14 protein-coding genes are annotated in these 19337 nt (G+C 33.7%); all 14 read right to left on the bottom strand.

Annotation, left to right across the window (positions count from 1 at the left end; translation table 11 throughout):
- Positions 1-200 precede the first annotated feature (200 nt).
- Positions 201-803, bottom strand: a complete 603-nt coding sequence (locus tag VJJ03_RS10025) for a hypothetical protein (RefSeq protein ID WP_323975351.1) — start codon at positions 801-803, stop codon at positions 201-203.
- 84 nt (positions 804-887) lie between these two features.
- The gene (locus VJJ03_RS10020; RefSeq protein WP_323975349.1) at positions 888-1163 is read right to left on the bottom strand and encodes a UDP-N-acetylenolpyruvoylglucosamine reductase; all 276 of its coding nucleotides are present in this window, start codon (positions 1161-1163) and stop codon (positions 888-890) included.
- Complete coding sequence (locus VJJ03_RS10015; protein WP_323975347.1) at positions 1160-1840, bottom strand: hypothetical protein; 681 nt, start codon at positions 1838-1840, stop codon at positions 1160-1162. The genes VJJ03_RS10020 and VJJ03_RS10015 overlap by 4 nt, the downstream gene beginning before the upstream one ends.
- An 8-nt stretch (positions 1841-1848) precedes the next feature.
- Entirely contained in the window at positions 1849-2088 is a 240-nt protein-coding gene (locus VJJ03_RS10010) for a peptidase (RefSeq protein ID WP_323975345.1), read from the bottom strand.
- 108 nt (positions 2089-2196) lie between these two features.
- Entirely contained in the window at positions 2197-2874 is a 678-nt protein-coding gene (locus tag VJJ03_RS10005; RefSeq protein ID WP_323975343.1) for a hypothetical protein, read from the bottom strand.
- 273 nt (positions 2875-3147) lie between these two features.
- Positions 3148-3855, bottom strand: a complete 708-nt coding sequence (locus VJJ03_RS10000) for a hypothetical protein (RefSeq protein ID WP_323975342.1) — start codon at positions 3853-3855, stop codon at positions 3148-3150.
- 21 nt (positions 3856-3876) lie between these two features.
- Positions 3877-4557 carry a hypothetical protein gene (locus VJJ03_RS09995; RefSeq protein WP_323975341.1) on the bottom strand — a complete coding sequence of 227 codons (681 nt, stop codon included), beginning with the start codon at positions 4555-4557 and terminating at the stop codon, positions 3877-3879.
- Between the two features lie 18 nt (positions 4558-4575).
- On the bottom strand, positions 4576-5253 hold the full coding sequence (locus tag VJJ03_RS09990; RefSeq protein WP_323975339.1) for a hypothetical protein: 678 nt from the start codon (positions 5251-5253) through the stop codon (positions 4576-4578).
- A 10-nt stretch (positions 5254-5263) separates the two neighbouring features.
- Positions 5264-10207, bottom strand: coding sequence for a fibronectin type III domain-containing protein (locus tag VJJ03_RS09985; RefSeq protein WP_323975337.1), 4944 nt, complete (start codon positions 10205-10207; stop codon positions 5264-5266).
- Between the two features lie 12 nt (positions 10208-10219).
- Positions 10220-12274: a hypothetical protein gene (locus VJJ03_RS09980; protein ID WP_323975335.1), complete on the bottom strand. Its 2055-nt coding sequence runs from the start codon at positions 12272-12274 to the stop codon at positions 10220-10222.
- Positions 12275-12278: 4 nt separating this feature from the next.
- A complete protein-coding gene (locus VJJ03_RS09975; RefSeq protein ID WP_040358031.1) occupies positions 12279-16718 on the bottom strand; it encodes a hypothetical protein in 4440 nt (1479 codons plus the stop codon).
- A gap of 706 nt (positions 16719-17424) precedes the next feature.
- Positions 17425-18021, bottom strand: a complete 597-nt coding sequence (locus VJJ03_RS09965) for a hypothetical protein (RefSeq protein ID WP_323975332.1) — start codon at positions 18019-18021, stop codon at positions 17425-17427.
- Between the two features lie 16 nt (positions 18022-18037).
- Positions 18038-18829, bottom strand: coding sequence for a relaxase/mobilization nuclease domain-containing protein (locus VJJ03_RS09960; protein WP_323975330.1), 792 nt, complete (start codon positions 18827-18829; stop codon positions 18038-18040).
- A complete protein-coding gene (locus VJJ03_RS09955; protein ID WP_009745476.1) occupies positions 18822-19271 on the bottom strand; it encodes a plasmid mobilization protein in 450 nt (149 codons plus the stop codon). Before VJJ03_RS09955 ends, VJJ03_RS09960 begins: the two co-directional genes overlap by 8 nt.
- Positions 19272-19337 lie beyond the last annotated feature (66 nt).

The raw sequence follows: 19337 nt of genomic DNA, 5'->3' as shown, positions 1-19337 counted from the left end.
AAGGCCTTTGCTTTAGCTTTCTTTTATATCAATTATGGGTACATCTAAAGTTGTATCATACTTTTTGAAGCACCACCCTATTTTTTTCTAAAATGAAATTATTATAATCAATGTGATTCATATTCAAAACATTTGTATAGGAGGAATTTTTATATTTTCTCCCTCACTAATGATTTTAAAAACACTTATTCTGCAATTACTTACACATTGTAAATAGGTTTTGTATTATCTAAAACTTGTTTAAGTTCTTTAGAAGCGTTGTAATATCTTTGTACATCTATACTTTCTGGGCGCATTTTTAATATCTCTTCCCGTCTATTTACAAATTTAGTCATAAAATCTTCATAACTACTATCATTACAAAGTCTTAGAATAGTAGCTTTCTTGAATTGCCAGAATTGCCCTAAAATTTCTGACAACTCCTCCCGTTCTGTTTTATCTTTAATATATTCATACAAAACATTTAAATCTTTCCATTTTTCAAAGAAAGGAAGGGCTTCTGTATTAAAGAATAGATAAAAATCATCTTCTATTTGTTTAATGTCTTTATCTGATTTTATTTCTTTTTTTATAGTAGGAATTTTAAAATTGTAATCAATGAAAAATGAATTATATATATCTTTTGGAGATGATTCTCTTCCTACTAAATTATTTTTTGCAAGTATTGACACTAAGATATTCTCAATACTTAGAAAATTGATATAAATAGAAAAACCCCAAAAAAGATTTTTTCCATCTTCTTCTTTAATAATGAACCCTATACGAAAAATACTTGCATCTTGTTCTTTACGATAGTTAAACACATTATTATTTAATTCCTTCGTTTTAGTTAGAATGAAACCTTCATTAGTTAAAAATTATGTATAAAAGATAATTCCATTTTTTGATTATTTAAAATTAATACTATTCATTTGTATAGGAGGAATTTTTATATTATCACCTTCACTAATGATTTTATAAACATCTTCACGATATATTCTGACATTCTTTTGTCTATTAAAATTCTTTGGAGCTCCTTTTTCTAAAAGAATATCATTATCACTCCTCACCTCAAACTCTATGTATTTTTTATTAGGGTTATTCTTAAATACATCTATCAACTCGCTTTTCTGGTTAGCTGTCCAAGGCGAGGTAGCGTTTAGCTTGCTGTCACTTATTCTCATTTGTAAAAAGGATTGGGTTCATTTTCTAAATGAGTGATTAAATAATCAAATCCTTGTTTGAAAATAGCAACTTCTTCTATTTTTTCAGGTTTCTTTATAGCATACAAATCAATGAGTTTCAATGTTTCGTTTTTGTATTCTTCATATCTTGAATGGTTGCCCCATTTTAATATAGCTATTTTTTTAAATAAGTGTACTGGGAAACTCCCTCCAACAACTATTTCTGCTTTTCTTTCAAAAGGTACACTCCCCACATAATCAGCTAAAAATTTTATATCTAATAGTTTAGGGAATACCTCTTGTTCATAATACGAAAGACATTTATAAAACTCCGATAAAAACTCCTCTAAATGAGCCTCGGAGGTGATTTCTTGCGAAAAAGAATAGTCTGTTTTATAGAAATCTTTGATAACAAATGCTATATCATTACAATAATATTTTTTCAACTCTTCTATTATTAAATCATATACGAAATTTTCTAATTTATTTAATTGAATCGTAAAAGGGTTAAATCTAAGGAAAGAATCAAATTGTAACCTACAATCAAACTTTAATATATAACTATCAGTTTTTTTACAAAGAATAATCATATCTGTATCTTCTTTTGTAACTGAATAATTTATCATAGCTCTATTGCTTTCGAAAAGACTTTTAATTTTGTTTCTTGTTAAATCCATAAGTAAAATTATTTAGTTATTCCTTTAAATGTATTTTTCCCATCACCATATAGTTTATAGAAAGCCTTGATAGGAATTTGAGTTCCTCTATCAATAGATTTAGGCAATCTAACATTCATAATTTCATCATTTATTTTTGGAATTTCAGCTTTATAACTTAAGCTGCCTTTTCCAGCTTGTTGTTGTGCTAAAGTTTGTCCTATAGTTAAACCAGTGTTTTGACTTAACTTAGTCTCTACCACTACCATATCTTGTATATTACCTCTTGCATCATATTTAATCCAAACTTGGTCGGCAATAAAGAACTCACCTTGCTTGTTACAAGGAGGGGTTAGTCCAGGAAGACAGAAATGTTTTTACACATTGTAAATAGGTTCTGTATTGTCTAAAACTTGTTTAAGTTCTTTAGAGGCATTGTAATATCTTTGTACATCTATACTTTCTGGGCGCATTTTTAATATCTCTTCCCGTCTATTTACAAATTTAGTCATAAAATCTTCATAACTACTATCATTACAAAGTCTTAGAATAGCAGCTTTCTTAAATTGCCAGAATTGCCCTAAAATTTCTGACAACTCCTCCCGTTCTGTTTTATCTTTAATATATTCATATAAAACATTTAAATCTTTCCATTTTTCAAAGAAAGGAAGAGCATCTTGTTTATAAAAAAGATTAAATATATTCACGACCTCTTCATATTCTGAAATGTCTTTTCCATCATCAGAAAGTGTGTATCTTGTATTTTTTTGAACCCAAAAAGATTCATCAATTTTTTCAGGTTTTACATCGCCAAATAACTTGTTTTTTGTCAGAATAGGTATTATTATGAGTTCCATTTCTATAAAATTAACAGCATAGTAAAATCCTTTTATTTTATCTTCTCTTTTCAAAAAGGCTATACTATTTATAGATTGATTTGTACTTTTTCTATAATCACAAATTATACAACCACTTTCTTCACTCTCAAATAATTTGAATCCCGTTGGTAGTAGAATACTATCAATATAGATTAAAACTTTTCTAAACTCTTTCATTATGTTAGTTCTTAAAATTAATACTATTCATTTGTATAGGAGGAATTTTAATATTATCACCCTCACTAATAATTTTATATACATCCTCTCTATATATTCTAATTGTTGTTCCTTGTCTGAATTTTTCAGGAGCATTAGCTTCTTTCAAAAGGGTATTATTTGTTCTTACTTGAAACTCTATGTATTTTTTATTAGGATTATTCTTAAAGACATCTATCAACTCGCTTTTCTGGTTGGCTGTCCAAGGCGAGGTAGCCTTTAACTTGCTGTCACTTATTCTAATTTGTAAAAAGGATTGGGTTCATTTTCTAAATGAGTGATTAAATAATCAAATCCTTGTTTGAAAATAGCAACCTCTTCTGTTTTTTCAGGTTTCTTTATACCATACAAATCAATAAGTTTCAATGTTTCGTTTTTGTATTCTTCATATCTTGAATGATTGCCCCATTTTAATATAGCTATTTTTTTAAATAAGTGTACTGGGAAACTCCCTCCAACAGCTATTTCTGCTTTTCTCTCAAAAGGCACACTTCCTACATAATCAGCTAAAAACTTTATATCTAATAGTTTAGGGAATACTTCTTGTTCATAATATGAAAGACATTTGTAAAACTCTGATAAAAACTCCTCTAAATGAGTCTCAGAGGTGATTTCTTGCGAAAAAGAATAGTCTGTTTTATAGAAATCTTTGGTATTAGGATATATATGGTTACAATAATATTTTTTCAACTCTTCTATTATTAAATCACACACTAATTTCTCAACTTTTTTAATTTTGATAGTAAAACCTTCAAATGTTAGTAATCTATCATATTGTATCCTAAAATCAAAAGAATATTCTAGATTTTCTCCTTTTAACTCATAAGAAAAACTATCATCGCTAATAGTAGCATCATTATTTACTAAATTTACCTTATACTCTTTTGATATTACTTCTTTTATTAACTGGTGTAAGTCTCTTTTATCTAGTTCTATCTCCATTTTGTTTGTATTTTTATTTAGTTATTCCTTTATAAAAGGATTGGGTTCATTTTCTAAATGAGTGATTAAATAATCAAATCCTTGTTTAAAAATGGTAACCTCTTCTTTTTTTTCTGGTTTCTTTACAGCATACAAATCAATAAGTTTTAATGTTTCGTTTTTGTATTCTTCATATCTTGAATGATTGCCCCATTTTAATATAGCTATTTTTTTAAATAAGTGTACTGGAAAACTCCCTCCAACAGCTATTTCTGCTTTTCTCTCAAAAGGCACACTCCCCACATAATCAGCTAAAAATTTTATATCTAATAGTTTAGGAAATACTTCTTGTTCATAATACGAAAGACATTTATAAAACTCTGACAAAAACTCCTCTAAATGAGCCTCAGAAGTGATATCTTGTACAAACTCATACTTTTGAGGATAAAATTCATAACAAGAAAACACTATTTCGTTATCATAGTATTCACCTAACTCATCTAATAAGATATTAGAGAAAAAATGTTCCAGTTTTTCTAAGACGACTGTAAAACCTGTAAAAGTCAACATACAATTGAATTGCAGTCTGAACCCAAAAGTATATGCTACTCCTGTAGTATTTCCAAAAAAAGTAATAAATCCAGCATCTCCTAATCTTGATTTATATTTTTTAGAAACCATAGTTTCTATTTTCCTTTGTAAATCTTTCTTTTTAATTTCCATTTTACATATTTTATTTAGTTATTCCTTTATAAAAGGATTGGGTTCATTTTCTAAATGAGTGATTAAATAATCAAAGCCTTGTTGGTATAAAGGTGCCTCTTTTTCATATCTTGGCTCTAAAAAATCTTCTTTTATAAAAGTCTGTAAGCCATTTTTATATTCTTCATATCTTGGGTGATTTCCCCATTTTAGAATAGCAATTTTCTTAAAAAGAGTGACAGGATAAGTTCCGCCAACTACAATCTCCAATTGTTTATCAAAAGGCACACTCCCCACATAATCAGCTAAAAATTTTATATCTAATAGTTTAGGAAATACTTCTTGTTCATAATACGAAAGACATTTATAAAACTCTGACAAAAACTCTTCTAAATGAGCCTCAGAGGTGATATCTTGTACAAACTCATACTTTTGAGGATAAAATTCATAACAAGAAAACACCATTTCGTTATCGTAGTATTCACCTAACTCATCTAATAAGATATTAGAGAAAAAATGTTCCAGTTTTTCTAAGACGACTGTAAAACCTGTAAAAGTCAACATACAATCGAATTGCAGTCTGAACCCAAAAGTATATGCTACTCCTGTAGTATTTCCAAAAAAAGTAATAAATCCTGCATCTCCTAATCTTGATTTATATTTTTTAGAAAGCATAGATTCTATTTTCCTTTGTAAATCTTTCTTTTTAATTTCCATTTTATATATTTTATTTAGTTATTCCTTTAAATGTATTTTTCCCATCACCATATAGTTTATAAAACGATTTTAAAGGAATTCCTGTGCCTTGTTTTATATCCCTTGGAAGTTTCACTTTATTAATATCTTGTGAAATAGAGTTATTGACTTTTGAAAACAAGCTACCTTTTCCAGCTTGTTGTTGTGCTAAAGTTTGCCCTGTAGATAAGCCTGTATTTTGACTTAACTTAGTCTCTACCACTACCATATCTTGTATATTACCTCTTGCATCATATTTAATCCAAACTTGGTCGGCAATAAAGAACTCGCCTTGTTTGTTACAAGGAGGGGTTAGTCCAGGAAGACAGAAATGCATTTGGCTTACTAATTTTCGATCATCAAGGTCGGGCACTAATTTTTTAAGGGATTCATATTCTTTGCCTATCCTTGTTTTTATTTTGTTTAGGATAGCAAGTTCAAACTCTTTTCCTGCTTTTGTTATTGTTTTAAAGAAATTACTTTTACCCCATTTTGTCCAAGTAATATCAGTTTTAGAGATTTCAAAGGCATAGGCAGGGTCTTCTTTTATCAATTTCCATTTAAGGAAATCGTCTTCTGTTTGTAAAAGCTGTCTTAATTCACCTCCCATAGATTTAGAAGATAAATCCTTTTCTAAGGCTTTTAGCAAATCTACATCCCAACCCTTTAGAAGTTTATCTATAGCGTTTTTACTTAGCGTTTTTAGCAGAGATGAAAGCTCTTTGTAGTTGCTCAGTTGTTCTAATGAATTTTCTAATCCCAAAGCTCTCCAAACTTCTCTTTGCTTCTCTATTAGCTGTCTTTCCGCTTGTGGGAGATTGTCTAATTGTGCAACCTCCCGCTGCCAGTGCTCATAGTTCTCTAATAACTTAGCATTGCCTTTGACATTCTTTGCAAGGTTTTTAGCAACACCATATCCTAACTGTGTTATATTCTTTATCCCTATAACTCCCATCGCCAAGTTATAGTAATGTACAGCTTTGGCAAAAGGTAGGTTAGCGTTCATACTCTGAGCGGTATTCGCTGCTATATTCCCCACAGCGCCTGCCACTTCTATCACCGCCCATGCTCTGCGTACCCAACTTACTTTGGTCGCTAAAGCAAGACCTCCACTACTAGCTATTGTAGCCATATCCAAGGTAAAGGCGACCTCTTTCTCTAACTTATCAAGCTGCTCCTTTTCTCGGTAGTAATCCAAAAATATTGCAGGAACAGCATAATAGAGCGAAGACGATCCTGCTGTACTCAAAGCTTCTTCTATCAGAGAAACTCCACTATCAATCTTGTAGATCAGTACATAAGAAAGCGGTGAGAGCTCCCCAATCTTTTCTCCCTTTATGTCTTTTGGAGTAATGTCTTGTCCGTGAGTAGTCTTAATAGGTACCATTGTCCTTTCCATCGCATAGACAGATACCTTTCTTTGCTCGGGATGATACCAACCTCTTTGGAAAAAACGAGTATTGGTAGGGGTTACATTCAGAATTACCGAAAATTCATTCTTCTCACGGCTAAGTTCTCCTATGATCTCTTGGCTCAAAGAGGTATTTGAATTGACCTTTTTATAAATCTCTATAAGGAATTTTACAAAACCTGTATAGTTATTATTCCCATAGAATAATACCGCATCGTCTAAATCTGTATATAGTCTATTAAATACCTTATAATTATCCTCTTTTAACAGTGCAATAAATTTAGGGAAGTCTTGCTCTTTCAAGGAAGACAAAATACGGATAATTGCTTTTTCCTTCGTCTCTGTTAGAGAGGTTTGTGAGCTTGTGAGGGTTTTTAAAACTTTCTTAATCGTATCAAAATCAATAGATGAAAGCGTACAAACATCTAATGAGTTAATGTATTCAAAGGCTCCTTCCTCTGTTCTATAAGCAGAAATATCACTAAGAATACCCTTAACAAGCTCTATATGTTTATCATTATCACTATATAGATAACTGATTAGTTGAAATCTATCTTTGGAAAAAATAGAGAAACGGATAGTTCCTCCAAAGGTGATGACTAATTTATCTTTGGAATGATTGTGAATTTCTTTTTTATCATTTTGATAGTCTTTCGGAGAGAAATGATTCTTAAACTCTATATTGTTTTTCCCTAAGAATTCAATAACTATTTTTGCGTATTTTACACCATCTATCGTAATATCTTCAGCGTATACATCTGTCTTATCCGCATCTGAGTAAATAGTTCCTTTTTGTTTTTTGGTACAACGAAAATATTCTATATAACGCTGTACCATCATAGGAGAATTCTTTAGCAAAAGGTTTTCCCCTTCTTTCTGTCCTTGGAAGGCATACAGCTTCACTTTAGGATCGTTGATTTGTTTCCAGTCCTGGTAGAAGAAGTCTTGCCCCTTATTGTAATCCATCAGGGCAGTAGTTTTACCTTTGTCGGCATTTTTACCTTTGAAAGGGTGCTCGAGTTTGAAGATGCCGTGCCCGAGTTCGTGGGCTATGGTTCGGGCGTTGGTGCTGTATACAAAGCCGTATTGCCCTCCTAATCGCATATAGCCGTGGTCGCCAGTGCCGTCGTTTACCAAAAAGATGTAATAAGTGTTTTCTTTGGGCTTTCTTTTGGTTGTAAATTTAGCGATGACTGCATTTTGTTCAGGGCTATAGGTAGAAAGGTCGCCAAACTCGTTTTCTGTGGGCAAAGTGCCGTTTTTGAGTTGGTCGTTAATGTCAAAAGGAGGTTCAGTGGTGATGTGTAGTGTTACCCCTACTTTTTCATATATCTGCTGTACTTGAGCGATTGCCTCTTGAAGGTTTTGTCCGCTTTGAGTAGGTACCAAAGCTACATTTACTTCTTTAGGAGAGAGGTGTACTAAAACACATTTACCAATGAGTTCTTCTTTTTTGCCTTTTTTGTCTTTCTTTTCTTTGGCAACGACCCATAATTCTTCCTGCGCAAAGTCGAAAGCTCCCTTACGTGTGATTCTGTATAATCCGTCTCCCTTGCTTTCTGCATCTACTTTTATTCCATCTTTGGTATGAAAGTAGAAAGCGTATTTGGTAGTATCGGCGGGTTGTATGCGCAGTTCAAAGCTGGAGGTTTTGCCTTTTACAAGGGCTTTATAAGGTATTTCACCGGTGGTGTCGTTTGCTAACTCATCGTTGAAAAGCCATTCTACCTTAAAATGTTTGTTGCTAATAGGCGGATTTTTGCTATCTCCTTTTCCGCCTTGTTGGGCTAACTGAGTGCCTTCTTCTTTTGTCCCTTGAGCAGTTACCTTACCACTCTCATCTAACTGATATACCTTCCCTTTGTTATCGGTGATTACATAGTCTCTTCCCTTAGGTAAGGTTACTTTCGGTGCTATACCGGTTTTAGGGTCTACCTTACCGGTAATGGTGATACGCCCTGAGATACTATCTACTTGTATATCGTTTTCATTTTCTATCTCAAAAGGCATCTTTTGGTCTTTCTTGCCTTTATCGCCAAAGACTTCACCTATACCTTCTTGTACAAACTGTACATTTCTCTCGGTCTGGTCATAAGTGGTTACGAGTTTTCCTTCTATGAGTTGGTGCTCGGTGTTGAGCTTGATATTGGTAAAGCTTACCTTTATCTTGGTATCTTGTAGGTAAGGAACCTTCACATAACCTTCGCCAGAGTATACACCATTGCTACCTGTAGCGTTGAGTACAGTTACCGGAAAATCACCTGCCGTAAAGGTAGTGTTAGGATACAGGTTGTCCTGTAGTGGGGAAGTATTCTTGATGCGTACTTCTGGTTTTACTCCACACTGCACCTGGCTCTTCTGATCTACCTGCTCGGTGGTGGTAAACTCCTGTTCCGTGCTATACATATAGCTCTCCTGACCAAATACCGAACTACTATGAGTGGCATTTAGTCCACAAGCTACCCCCACTTTGTAAATATAAATACGCCCTCGCTTGAGTCCGGTGAGCTTGGCATTGGGCATACTCACCTTTTGCGATTTCCAGCTTTTGCCCCTCTCACGGTACATCACCTTGTATGGGTACTCTTGATTAGGCATTAGCGCTTGAGCACTCCATCGCAGTTGGGCTGAGGTACTTTCGCTTATCGCAGTGAGAAACTTAGGAGCTTCACAATGAGAGACTAAGTCAAAGTAAAAGGTTTCGGAATTGCCATTATTCTTAAAATAAGATGGTTCATTGGGGTTATTGGGGTTATTTGTAAAAGCCCGTACTTGCCATACATAGCGCTTATTCTCCAGAAGGATCGGCATCATATTGGTATATGCCAAAGCAGGGGCATAGGTTTGGGTTTGGTACACCAGCCTGCCTGTCATAAAGGCTTCTTCGGGTACTAACGACAAGTCCCATACTTCTTTGAGGGTAAACTCATATTGCATAAAGGGAGCTATATCGCGGGGCATCCATTGGAAGACGATATGCTGAAAAGCGTTCTTTTTGGTGAGTACCTCTCCCTTTTGTGGCATTGTCGGTATAGGAGGAGCGTAGCGACGTACTTGTAGCATTGCCCGTCCTTTGTTGGAAACAGGGCGTCCCGTAGCCGAATCATATAGGGATAAACAGAGGAAGTAAGTGCCCTCAGGTAGCAGACCATTGTAGGTACTCTCGTTGATACCATAGAGGTTCTCATACTTCAGTAGGCTTTTGAAATCGATATTGGAGAGGGTACGGCGTACTCCTGGGGTGAGGTTTAGCAAGTAAGGGGCTATATAGTCTGGCGTTTGGGCTATGACTTGCCCTTGGAAATTCTCAAGAGAGAGGCGGAGCACAAAAGGGCGCCCGCCTGTAGAGAGATCTTTGAGCAAAAAATGTGCTTGTAGCTTCTCCTCGAAAGTATCAGCATACCCTCTGAGACTCTGTGGATAGGGGGGAGTGGCAAAGACTTGTATATCCACAGGGTATTGCTGCCCTTGCAAACTCAAGCTCAGTAAGGTTAGAAAAAGAAGTATATATCGACGGAAAAGCATAGAAATTATGAATTATTGATTGTTAATTATTTTCACCTCTATTTTCTCTGTAGGAGTAGGTGAGTTATCTTTTAATATGACTTTGAAAAAGTATTGGTATATATTGTCTATTTGCACATCAGCATCTTCTACCGAAGTAACAGGAGAAGTAAAGCTACGCCATAGTGTAGGTTTTTCTCCATTGATAGCCTTGTAAATCATCATCTCATTGAAGTCCTCTTTTATAGGCAACCACTGTAAAGTAACTTTTCCTTTTTTTATACGGCTTTGGAGTCCTCTCAGTACCCTATCATCACTCTTGGGGTGGTGAATGATTTGTATTACAGGTGAATAGTCAGAGAAGTTATTACTATGGTCTTTTGCCCGTACAGTATATTCATATATTCCAGATACATTAGGAGGAATGATATATGTATACGTTTCCTTTTTGCTATGGTTTTCAGAGTGAATAAGTTTCCAATTGGTAGTACCTTTTTCTCTTTGATAGAGCAAATATTGACTTACATCATCACTAAAACTCTTACGCCAAGTGACTTTCCAACCTTTTTTATCGTCAGTATATTCGATAAAAATAGGGGTAGTAGGGGGTACTTTATCGGGTTTGGTAAGTTCTAACAATGCAGAGGGTGCAGACTCATTCTTACGAAAATCAATAGCTGTTACCCAATAATATACTTTAGTATTCAGACTCTTGAGTGCTACAGTATCTTTTAGCGAAGTATTAGTGATATGCGAACCTGTGATACGCATCATTTCTTCACCTTTTTGATTGCCTCTGAATACATAATAACCCATTAGGTCAGCATCTGTATTGGCTTTCCATTGCAAGCTTACAACCCCTAAAGTATCTATAGTTCCTGTGAGTTGTTGTACTCTTTCAGGAGGAGTCTCGTCATTGGGCTGAACCAACATTGCAAAGGAATCAAAAGTAGTACCATTCTTGCCATAAGTACGCACTTTGTAATAATTAGAGGGCATAGTAGGAGTCACGACAACTTGCCTTTCTCCCACTGCAATAGGTGTTTTTATCTCCTTATATACCTTGTCATTCGGAGAGTGAAGTAGCGAAAAATGTGTGATCTCACTCTCATTTTCTTTAGAGAAATCCCAATGCAAGCGATATTGCTTTTCACTTATAGGAACTACCTCTGTAAGTTGTGCTATTTGTGTAATAGCCTGAATTCCCTTCCCTCTTATCTCTTGAGAATATGGACTATAGGTATCAAAAATTGTTTTCCCTCTTAGGCGATAACGGTATTCTTTATCGTTCTGTGCTAATGAATCTACATAAATCATCGCTGTAGAACGACTATTCTGATTCATATTCACCACAGGGTGTTCGGTTATCGGAATAAAAGGAGCATCGCCTTCCGCTTTTTCAATAAAGTAGTAGTTATAGAATTGATTAAGGGTCTGATAGTCCCACATAAGAGTTACTTTCCGATCTTCAAAATGAGCTCTAAAATCAAAAGGAGCTGGTAATTCTTGAAAATCTTTGAGCCCTACTACTATGCCTCCTTCTTTTATAGTAAGCTTATCATTAGGCAATAGTTTTACTTTATAGAGATAGCTTTCATTGGGTAATACCTCATTATCTACATATCCCCAACCAGCAAAACAAGCTACCGAAAAATCCAAATCGGCTGCCATCAGTGCAAAAGAAAAACGATCATCTATTTCACGTGCTTTATTAGCAATACCTTCTATAGGGTTCTGTTTGTTAGAAATCTCTGTTTCAAAAGTTTCACCATAGATAGCTTGTGCTATAATAGCTGCATTATTATTCTTTTCTACCCATTCTTGCCACTTCTCTAACGGAGGAGTCTTAAATGTGCCTAAGACTTTGGTCTCAGGAGTAGTTAGTACTTTTCCATTTCGAAGATATGTAGTGCGCTCTAACTGAAAACCTATGTTATTGGCTTTCTGCCACGCTACAGGAGTGTCTACAGCCCAACGCAAGGCAATGCTGCTTTTTCGCACTTCTTTACTCATTTGCAAAGAAGGATTTTCTTGTGAAAAGGAAAGAAAAGTAATACTATATACAATTACGAATAAAACTTGTTTCATCTTCTTAAAACTTATATTTGTAAGGCGTTTCGGAAGTAATTTTCCCGTTAGGTAATCGATATTTTAACACTGCCTTGTAGTTCTTAGTAGGAAGCACTGGAAAATAGAGTTCCATAAACTCTTTGTACAAAGGATTTTTTTTCAACTCATCCCAGTGATTGGCTAAATAATATTGTTGTGCATTCCAGTCTTTTTGATAATACATAAGTACATCATAACGATAAGGAAATACTCGTTTTATGTCATAACTATTCCATTTCAGTTCTTCAGGGTAGAATGGAAAAACAATCACAGCCTCTTTTGGAGGATAACCTACAGTGTTAGTATCTCTGCTGAACCATGTTTGCCCTTGAGAATTACTATATAGATATTTAGAAAACAAAGCATCGAACTTATCATCTAATACAGCTTCAGCTTTTATAAGTGGTATTTCTGAATAAGTACTACCTATGAGTTCTATTTCTTCAAAAGGTTCATCAGTATTCATATCATTCTGAAGTAAGACAACTGCCGAGTTGTATTTTATCCACAAATGTCGAGTATCAAACTTCTTCATCTTGTCGCTCAGGCGCTCGTATTTACTAGTAGCAAAATGGTATGACAAACGTTCAAAGCCTCCTCTATCGGCATTGGCTTGTGCTTTTTTGTTTTCAAAGGTGTAAGAAGTTTCATCTTCTCCTTTATCAAAATTTCCTTCAGAGGCTTTTACATTATTTTTTTTCTCCTGTGTTTTATCTGTGGTATTTACTTTTGTTCCTTGCTTACTATAACTTACAACAGAAAGTCCATATTTAGTAGCCTTAGAAAGCTTCGGTATAGTAAAGGTAATTCTATTTTCCGCTTTTAGATAAGTAGGTGTAAGCTCTTGTCCTTTTCCTCCTCCTTCTGGATCTATAAACAAGCGCGTATTCCAATGTGCATCTTCAAACAAATAAGATTGTCCTTGTTTCAATTGTACAAATCCTTCATTACTTTCTCCTACAAAATAATTCTTTTGGTCTAAGACAGGATAAGCATATTTTATATTCTTATTAGGAATATAATCAGGAGCTCCTCCGGTAGTAAAACTACGTTCCTCAGTTTCTATAGCCTTTTTTCCATCTACCATCACAGTTTGGTAACTTCCACCTTTGAGTTCTTTAAAACTCACACTTACCACCGCTTTTAGTTTTTGGTGAGGTGGGAGTACTTCTTTCGGAGTAAAGTTGAGTTCATCCTGACTCTTCCCATAAGTTAGTTTTCCCTCTATAGTATTTCCTTGTGCATCAAGCACTTCAAATTTTTCTAAGTTCACAATATATGTATGATCGCGGTCGTCTTCGGGAATTACAATAGGTTTCTCCAACTCTAAGTTGAAAGTAGCTTGTGGAGAGAGGAACACATCCACCCCTTCACTGCGATCAGAGGGAGAAACATCTGAGATAATTTTCATACCTCCTAACACTTGATCATTAGCCAATTCGCATTGTTCTCCAAATTCCATTTTCAAGCGAAAACGACCTTTCACCAATCCACCAAGTACATTATAGTAACCTCCCAAATAACCTCTTGCCCAAAAAGGATTAGGCCCTGATCCTTGTAACAATGCCGCAACTCCTGCACTAAGAATAGGAATACGCTTGCGAACAAAGAATAATTTTATCTTAATTCCCAATTCCCCTTGCAAATATACATATGTTTGCCCATTAGCATACCATCCATTGATACCCAGTTCTCCGCTTCTGCCTTTGCAATGGGCATTGCCGTAATTCTTTAACATTAAGTCTGAACCAAAGCCTGCTGCAAAACTCGCATAGAGGAACCCTACATCAAATTTGGTATCAAAATTCAAATGTGCACCGAAAGCAAATCCTTTTCCTTCTTTGATCTGGTTAAGACTTTTCATATACCCTATCTCATCAGGATTGAGTTCTAGTATTTCAGCTACTTTCGCAGGTGGTTGAGGTGCTTCACCTATTTTGGTACCCACCATAAAGTACGTTTGCGCTTTGATATTTAGGAAATCTCCAAAGCCCACTTGTAATCCCATCATCTCACGGGTAGTCCCTAAGTGGTAGTACCAATCTTGTGGGTCTATATGCAATACTGCACGTCCTGCCAATCCACTATTACCAGTTCCTCGTATTACTCCACCAGCTACATTCACGTATACTTCCATATTAGAGTGATAGGCTTTTGAAGCAAAGTCGTAGCTCACATTTAGCTGAGCGAAGATAGGTGCTTTTTTGCTTTCATTGCTTTCATCTATGGTAAAATCATCAGGGATATCTGCTTTCCCTGAGTTGTCTAAATATTTGTATTTCTCATTTTTAGCCAACTCTTCCATTTTTACCACTTTCTGCACATTGTCAGCAAAGCCTTTTTGTACAGTAGCAAACGGATTGGATAGCTTATCTTGCAAAGCGTACATTACCGTTGCATTGCCATAAAAACCAATCTTTGAGAGACCTCCTCCTTTATAGGTTTGAATGTCTAATAAGGCTATAAAGGAAATCACTCTTTTGTCCTGAAAAGCTCCTAATACTCCTGCTTTGAGTCCTAACCCTATCTTTTCATCGGGAACTAATGAAAAGGCTTCTAATGCCTCTTTATCTTTAGGATTCCCCAAAGGACGCATTTGGTAATACGCTCCTCCTATAAATCCTGTTATTTTTACGTATTGGGTGTTGATATTTAGTCCATCTACCATAGCTTCAAAGCCCCAATAGCGAAAGTTTTTACTACCAAATACAGCATTAGCATTTACATCTACATCCAAAGAAGTAATCTTGGTTGAAAGTTTTGCCTTAAACCCATTGCCGTACACTGGGTCGTTCTTCATTAGGTTTAACTCTCCACTCACTTTAGCTACTACTATATCTACATCTTCTAATTTGAGTCTATTAATTTCAAACTTATCGTAACTCCAGTGTTCATCAGTATTTTTAGCGTAGATATTAAAATCACCTTCGGCTGAAAATTTATCCTTTTGTAAACCTACCCGTATACCGAAATGTAATTGAGCTCGTTCTTCTCTGAAAGCGACACTTACATCTTTGATACTCACAGGAAAACCTGCTATTTTCTGCTCTCCTTCACAGCCAAAATACTCAGCTGATAAGTAAGGAGCTTGTGTTTGTAAGGTGAATTTTTGAAATTTAACTCCTTCCAATCGGTAAAGATTCTCATTTTCTTTAGGAGCATCTAAAATCATTGAACCATCCAATACTACTTTAGGAAGAAATTCTTTGTTTTTTACTTGTAATTCAACATAAGAAGAAGGAAGGATAACAGCTTTTGCATTCCACATATCAAATGAGATAGATTCTAAGGAGGAAACACGAAGCATGTAGTTATCCTCAGAAAAGCTACCATCAAAATGAATTCCTTGAGAATCTTCCTTTTCTATAGGAATACGAAAAGCACCTGAAAGAGCCCCTCCAGTAAGTTTAGAGGCTACAAAATCAGCTTGTATATGATCTATAGCATATTGCCAACCCTTTTTCTTATCCTCTGAAGTACGTCCCTCCTTAAAACTGATGAGATTCTCTGCCGACAAACTTCCAGAAAAACCATAGGCATCCAAAAGGAAGTTAGTCGCTTTTAAGCTTACCCGCCCTCCTGTTTTTTTAAACTCTTCAGGCAATGTAACTGTGAGCTCTTGTATATAAAATCCACGCCAGCTATCTTGCCCTGCTACTAAATACTCATCATAACCTTTAGGAAATACCATTGCTGGAGCATTGTTGATGTCACTCATATCCAAGACCATTCGCTCAGGGTGAAATATAAAAGCTCCTTTGTCTTTATTTTGTATTTGCCTTGTAAGAGCAAAAGCAGGAAGTTTCAGTTCTACAAGTAGGTTGTTAAAATCTTCAGCCTCTATAGCGACTTCGCTTTCCACATAACCATTAGGGATAGGTTGTAATTGGCTATCAACTGGCACTATAAGTTCATTAGAGATGCGTATCATCCCTTTTAAAGCAATTTTTTTGAGTCCATTACAATTTATTTCTATGTATGTTTGGTCATCCATTGTTTGACCTTTTACATTTCTCCCTCCTTTGAGTAAAAACGACCAGTTTTTGGTATTGCTAAGAGTTATATCACCCAATAATGACAAGTGTACATCACCTACTAACTGTCCTTCATATGAAAAAGGAATTTCAGTAGCTCCGAAGTAGAGTTCACGTTTACCAGATGGTGCTTGGGTATCGGGAAAGGTAATACGGGCATATATATTTACAGTTGTTTCATTAGAAGAAAAAGTAGCCTTAGTAACCATTATTGCATATTCTATCCCATTTTTATTCTCTCTAATACCTACAGGAAGTTCTGTAATATCTTGGATTTGATTTACCCAATGAGTTTTCTTTTCTAAGGAAATGAAATTTTCTTGTTCCTGTGCATTCAAACTTATAGAACACAATAACAAAAGTAATAAATAGAAGTTCTTTATTCTCATAATGAAAAGTTGTTTCTTTTGCGCTACAAAAATAACAATTTATTTTGAAAAACAACTATATTTGTGTAAAAAACAAATGAGGGGACAATATTAGAATGTAATATATATTTTATAGAATGTTACTCTCTTGAAAAAATAGAAATGTTTTTTAGATACGTAATTATTAATATCCTATTTAAGAGTATTATTCCTTATTAAAACTCACATAATATAACATAAGTTTGATCATTAGTGTCCACTAAAAAAATGATACTAATCAAAATTAAATAATAGCGGTTCACTTGAACTATTTCGTTCCTTGTCATTATTGAATATAGTTTTGTCAAAAATTTCTTTCAAAGGAGTTTTATCAGTCAACGAGATACTGAGTTTACTATCAGGTCACGAAGATTTTCATGAGTACTAAGTTGGCCAAATATGAGTGTAAGTAACAGATTCCAAAATCAGAAGAACTTCATATACTTATCATCCTCATACTTACAAACTAGATAATTAAAATGATTTCTGTTAAGAAATGGGACTAACTAAGTGAAAACAAATTTATCTTGATGTATATGCAGAATCTTATGATGCTCTGCAAAGGTATGAAATCAAATCCGTTGACTCAAAAATACTATATAATTAACTACATTTCAATTATTTAAAAGAAAAATTATTAATTTTAAGTGAATAATGGTAAAAAACTATGTAATTGTGATTAAAAAAATTATCTTGCTTCATATCCCTCTTTAAACTGCAAAAAATTTCTTACTTCTTTCGGTTTTTTTTCAATCCATTTATTGATAATTTCTGTATTCATTTTCAATCGATTGAATACTTCTATATCATAAAACTCCTTGCCTTCTGCTCTCATTTCTTTAAAAATATGGCTTCTAATTTCTTCTTTGGTCTTTATACTTGTATCATACCATTGCTTAGAAAAATAAAATGATAAAAACATTACAATAATTGCTATTCCAAAACAAATAAAACTACCTATCAATAAATATTTTAATGACTTGGATTTCTTCTCGAAATGTTCTAATCTTGAAATTGTATTTTCAGATAAATCTGTTTTAATACTCTTAGGAATAAATTTTGTAGTGCTTTCAATTTTTTTAGAAATATCTTTAAATGAAGTTTCAAAATTATTTATTCTATGATTTAGTGAACTAGATGAGCTTTCAAACTCACCTACTAAATTTAAAATATCTTGATAAACAGAAACTGTACTTGCTAGTTTTTCTATATTATCTTCATTACTTTTTATTACTTTGTTTAGCAAATCTAAACCATTGTCCATTTTGTTATTTTCTGTATTCATATTTTTTATTTTAGTTTTAAAATTTTCTTTTGTAAGGTCTATTTATTTCTTCTTTTTCATCTATTAAGTTTGAATTATTTTTATCTAAAATTTCTTTTATATCCTTTATTTTGAGTTTATTAGTAATTTCAGATAGTTTATACCCAGCAGGATATTCCCTTTTTGTTTCTGTATTAATATCAGATATTTTTACAATTCGCATTCCTGAAACACCTACTTTTACATTTTCTGATAGTATTACTTTGTATCCTAATTGCTCCATTTCAGTAATCAATTCATCAAAATTAGTAGCTTTCTTAAGACAGTGATGCAAACTATCAAGCATTTTCTCTTTCTTTTCCTTACTGATTTCTACATCTGTCTTAAGATTCATATTTTTACAAATTTCTCTTACAGCTTGTCCAAATAATTCTCCTATTTTATGAGCCGTTATTGTATTTTGTCCATGTGTATTTACTTTATTGACTACAAAATGAATATGTTTGTGTCTTGTAGAATTATGAATATCTAGTCGAATTTGATTGTCTTTTGTAACGCCAACCTTTTCTAGAGCTTTTAAGGTAAGTTCTACCAAGACATCATTAGAAATTTCATTTTCTTCACATCTCTCTGGAGAAATGTATCCTGTCAAAGCCCAATTTTTTACATTTTTATTTCGGTCAGCTACAGCTTTCATTTCTTGAAATTGATTTTCAGCAGTATCGGATAACAAATTACTGGAATATACCATTTCAGCTGTCCCTTTGTCATTTCCATTGTATTGCAAAGCAATTTTGGAAATACGTCTTGTAGTTGCAGAATTATTCATCTCGTATTCTATTTTGGTATAAATAATTGTAAATTGATTTAGTAACTTCTTCTATCTCTCTTATGATTTCAGTTCTATTCTCCAAATTTGAAAATTCATGATTTCGTAATAGATTTTTTATTCTCTTAAAGTTATTTCCATAGGATAAAAGTACCTCATCTGTTTTAAATTCATTAATTTTTAGTTCTCTTTCCGTTAGAATTAGTCGAACATATTTAGAAATTTTGAGGTTTAGTTTTTTTGCTTTTTCTTTGAGAGTTTCGAATTCTTTTTCTGTAAGTTTTGTAGAAATTGTCTTAGAAAAAAGAGCAGATTTTTTCTTGGCTAAACCACCTTTTTTACCAATAGTTTTGAAATAATTTTTTCTTTTTTCTTGTGCATTTTTTTCTTCTTGTTCTTCTTGAATCTTTGTTATGAAATTCGTTAAAAAATCTTGTTCCATTTTTTTATTATCTGTGTTTTTTTAATGTTTTTGACGACAGGAAAAAACCAAAAAGTTCCATTATTT

The organism is Capnocytophaga sp. G2, from assembly GCF_035282625.1.
Lineage (GTDB): Bacteria > Bacteroidota > Bacteroidia > Flavobacteriales > Flavobacteriaceae > Capnocytophaga.
Note: the sequence above shows the minus strand (reverse complement) of the source record. Positions and strands in the feature narration are given on the sequence as shown.

Bases quoted from the DNA above. Each gene is read 5' to 3' on its own strand.
- VJJ03_RS10020 (WP_323975349.1), bottom strand. From the start codon at position 1,163: ATGAGAATAAGTGACAGCAAGCTAAACGCTACCTCGCCTTGGACAGCT.
- VJJ03_RS10015 (WP_323975347.1), bottom strand. From the start codon at position 1,840: ATGGATTTAACAAGAAACAAAATTAAAAGTCTTTTCGAAAGCAATAGA.
- VJJ03_RS10010 (WP_323975345.1), bottom strand. From the start codon at position 2,088: ATGGTAGTGGTAGAGACTAAGTTAAGTCAAAACACTGGTTTAACTATA.
- VJJ03_RS10005 (WP_323975343.1), bottom strand. From the start codon at position 2,874: ATGAAAGAGTTTAGAAAAGTTTTAATCTATATTGATAGTATTCTACTA.
- VJJ03_RS10000 (WP_323975342.1), bottom strand. From the start codon at position 3,855: ATGGAGATAGAACTAGATAAAAGAGACTTACACCAGTTAATAAAAGAA.
- VJJ03_RS09995 (WP_323975341.1), bottom strand. From the start codon at position 4,557: ATGGAAATTAAAAAGAAAGATTTACAAAGGAAAATAGAAACTATGGTT.
- VJJ03_RS09990 (WP_323975339.1), bottom strand. From the start codon at position 5,253: ATGGAAATTAAAAAGAAAGATTTACAAAGGAAAATAGAATCTATGCTT.
- VJJ03_RS09985 (WP_323975337.1), bottom strand. From the start codon at position 10,207: ATGCTTTTCCGTCGATATATACTTCTTTTTCTAACCTTACTGAGCTTG.
- VJJ03_RS09980 (WP_323975335.1), bottom strand. From the start codon at position 12,274: ATGAAACAAGTTTTATTCGTAATTGTATATAGTATTACTTTTCTTTCC.
- VJJ03_RS09975 (WP_040358031.1), bottom strand. From the start codon at position 16,718: ATGAGAATAAAGAACTTCTATTTATTACTTTTGTTATTGTGTTCTATA.
- VJJ03_RS09965 (WP_323975332.1), bottom strand. From the start codon at position 18,021: ATGAATACAGAAAATAACAAAATGGACAATGGTTTAGATTTGCTAAAC.
- VJJ03_RS09960 (WP_323975330.1), bottom strand. From the start codon at position 18,829: ATGAATAATTCTGCAACTACAAGACGTATTTCCAAAATTGCTTTGCAA.
- VJJ03_RS09955 (WP_009745476.1), bottom strand. From the start codon at position 19,271: ATGGAACAAGATTTTTTAACGAATTTCATAACAAAGATTCAAGAAGAA.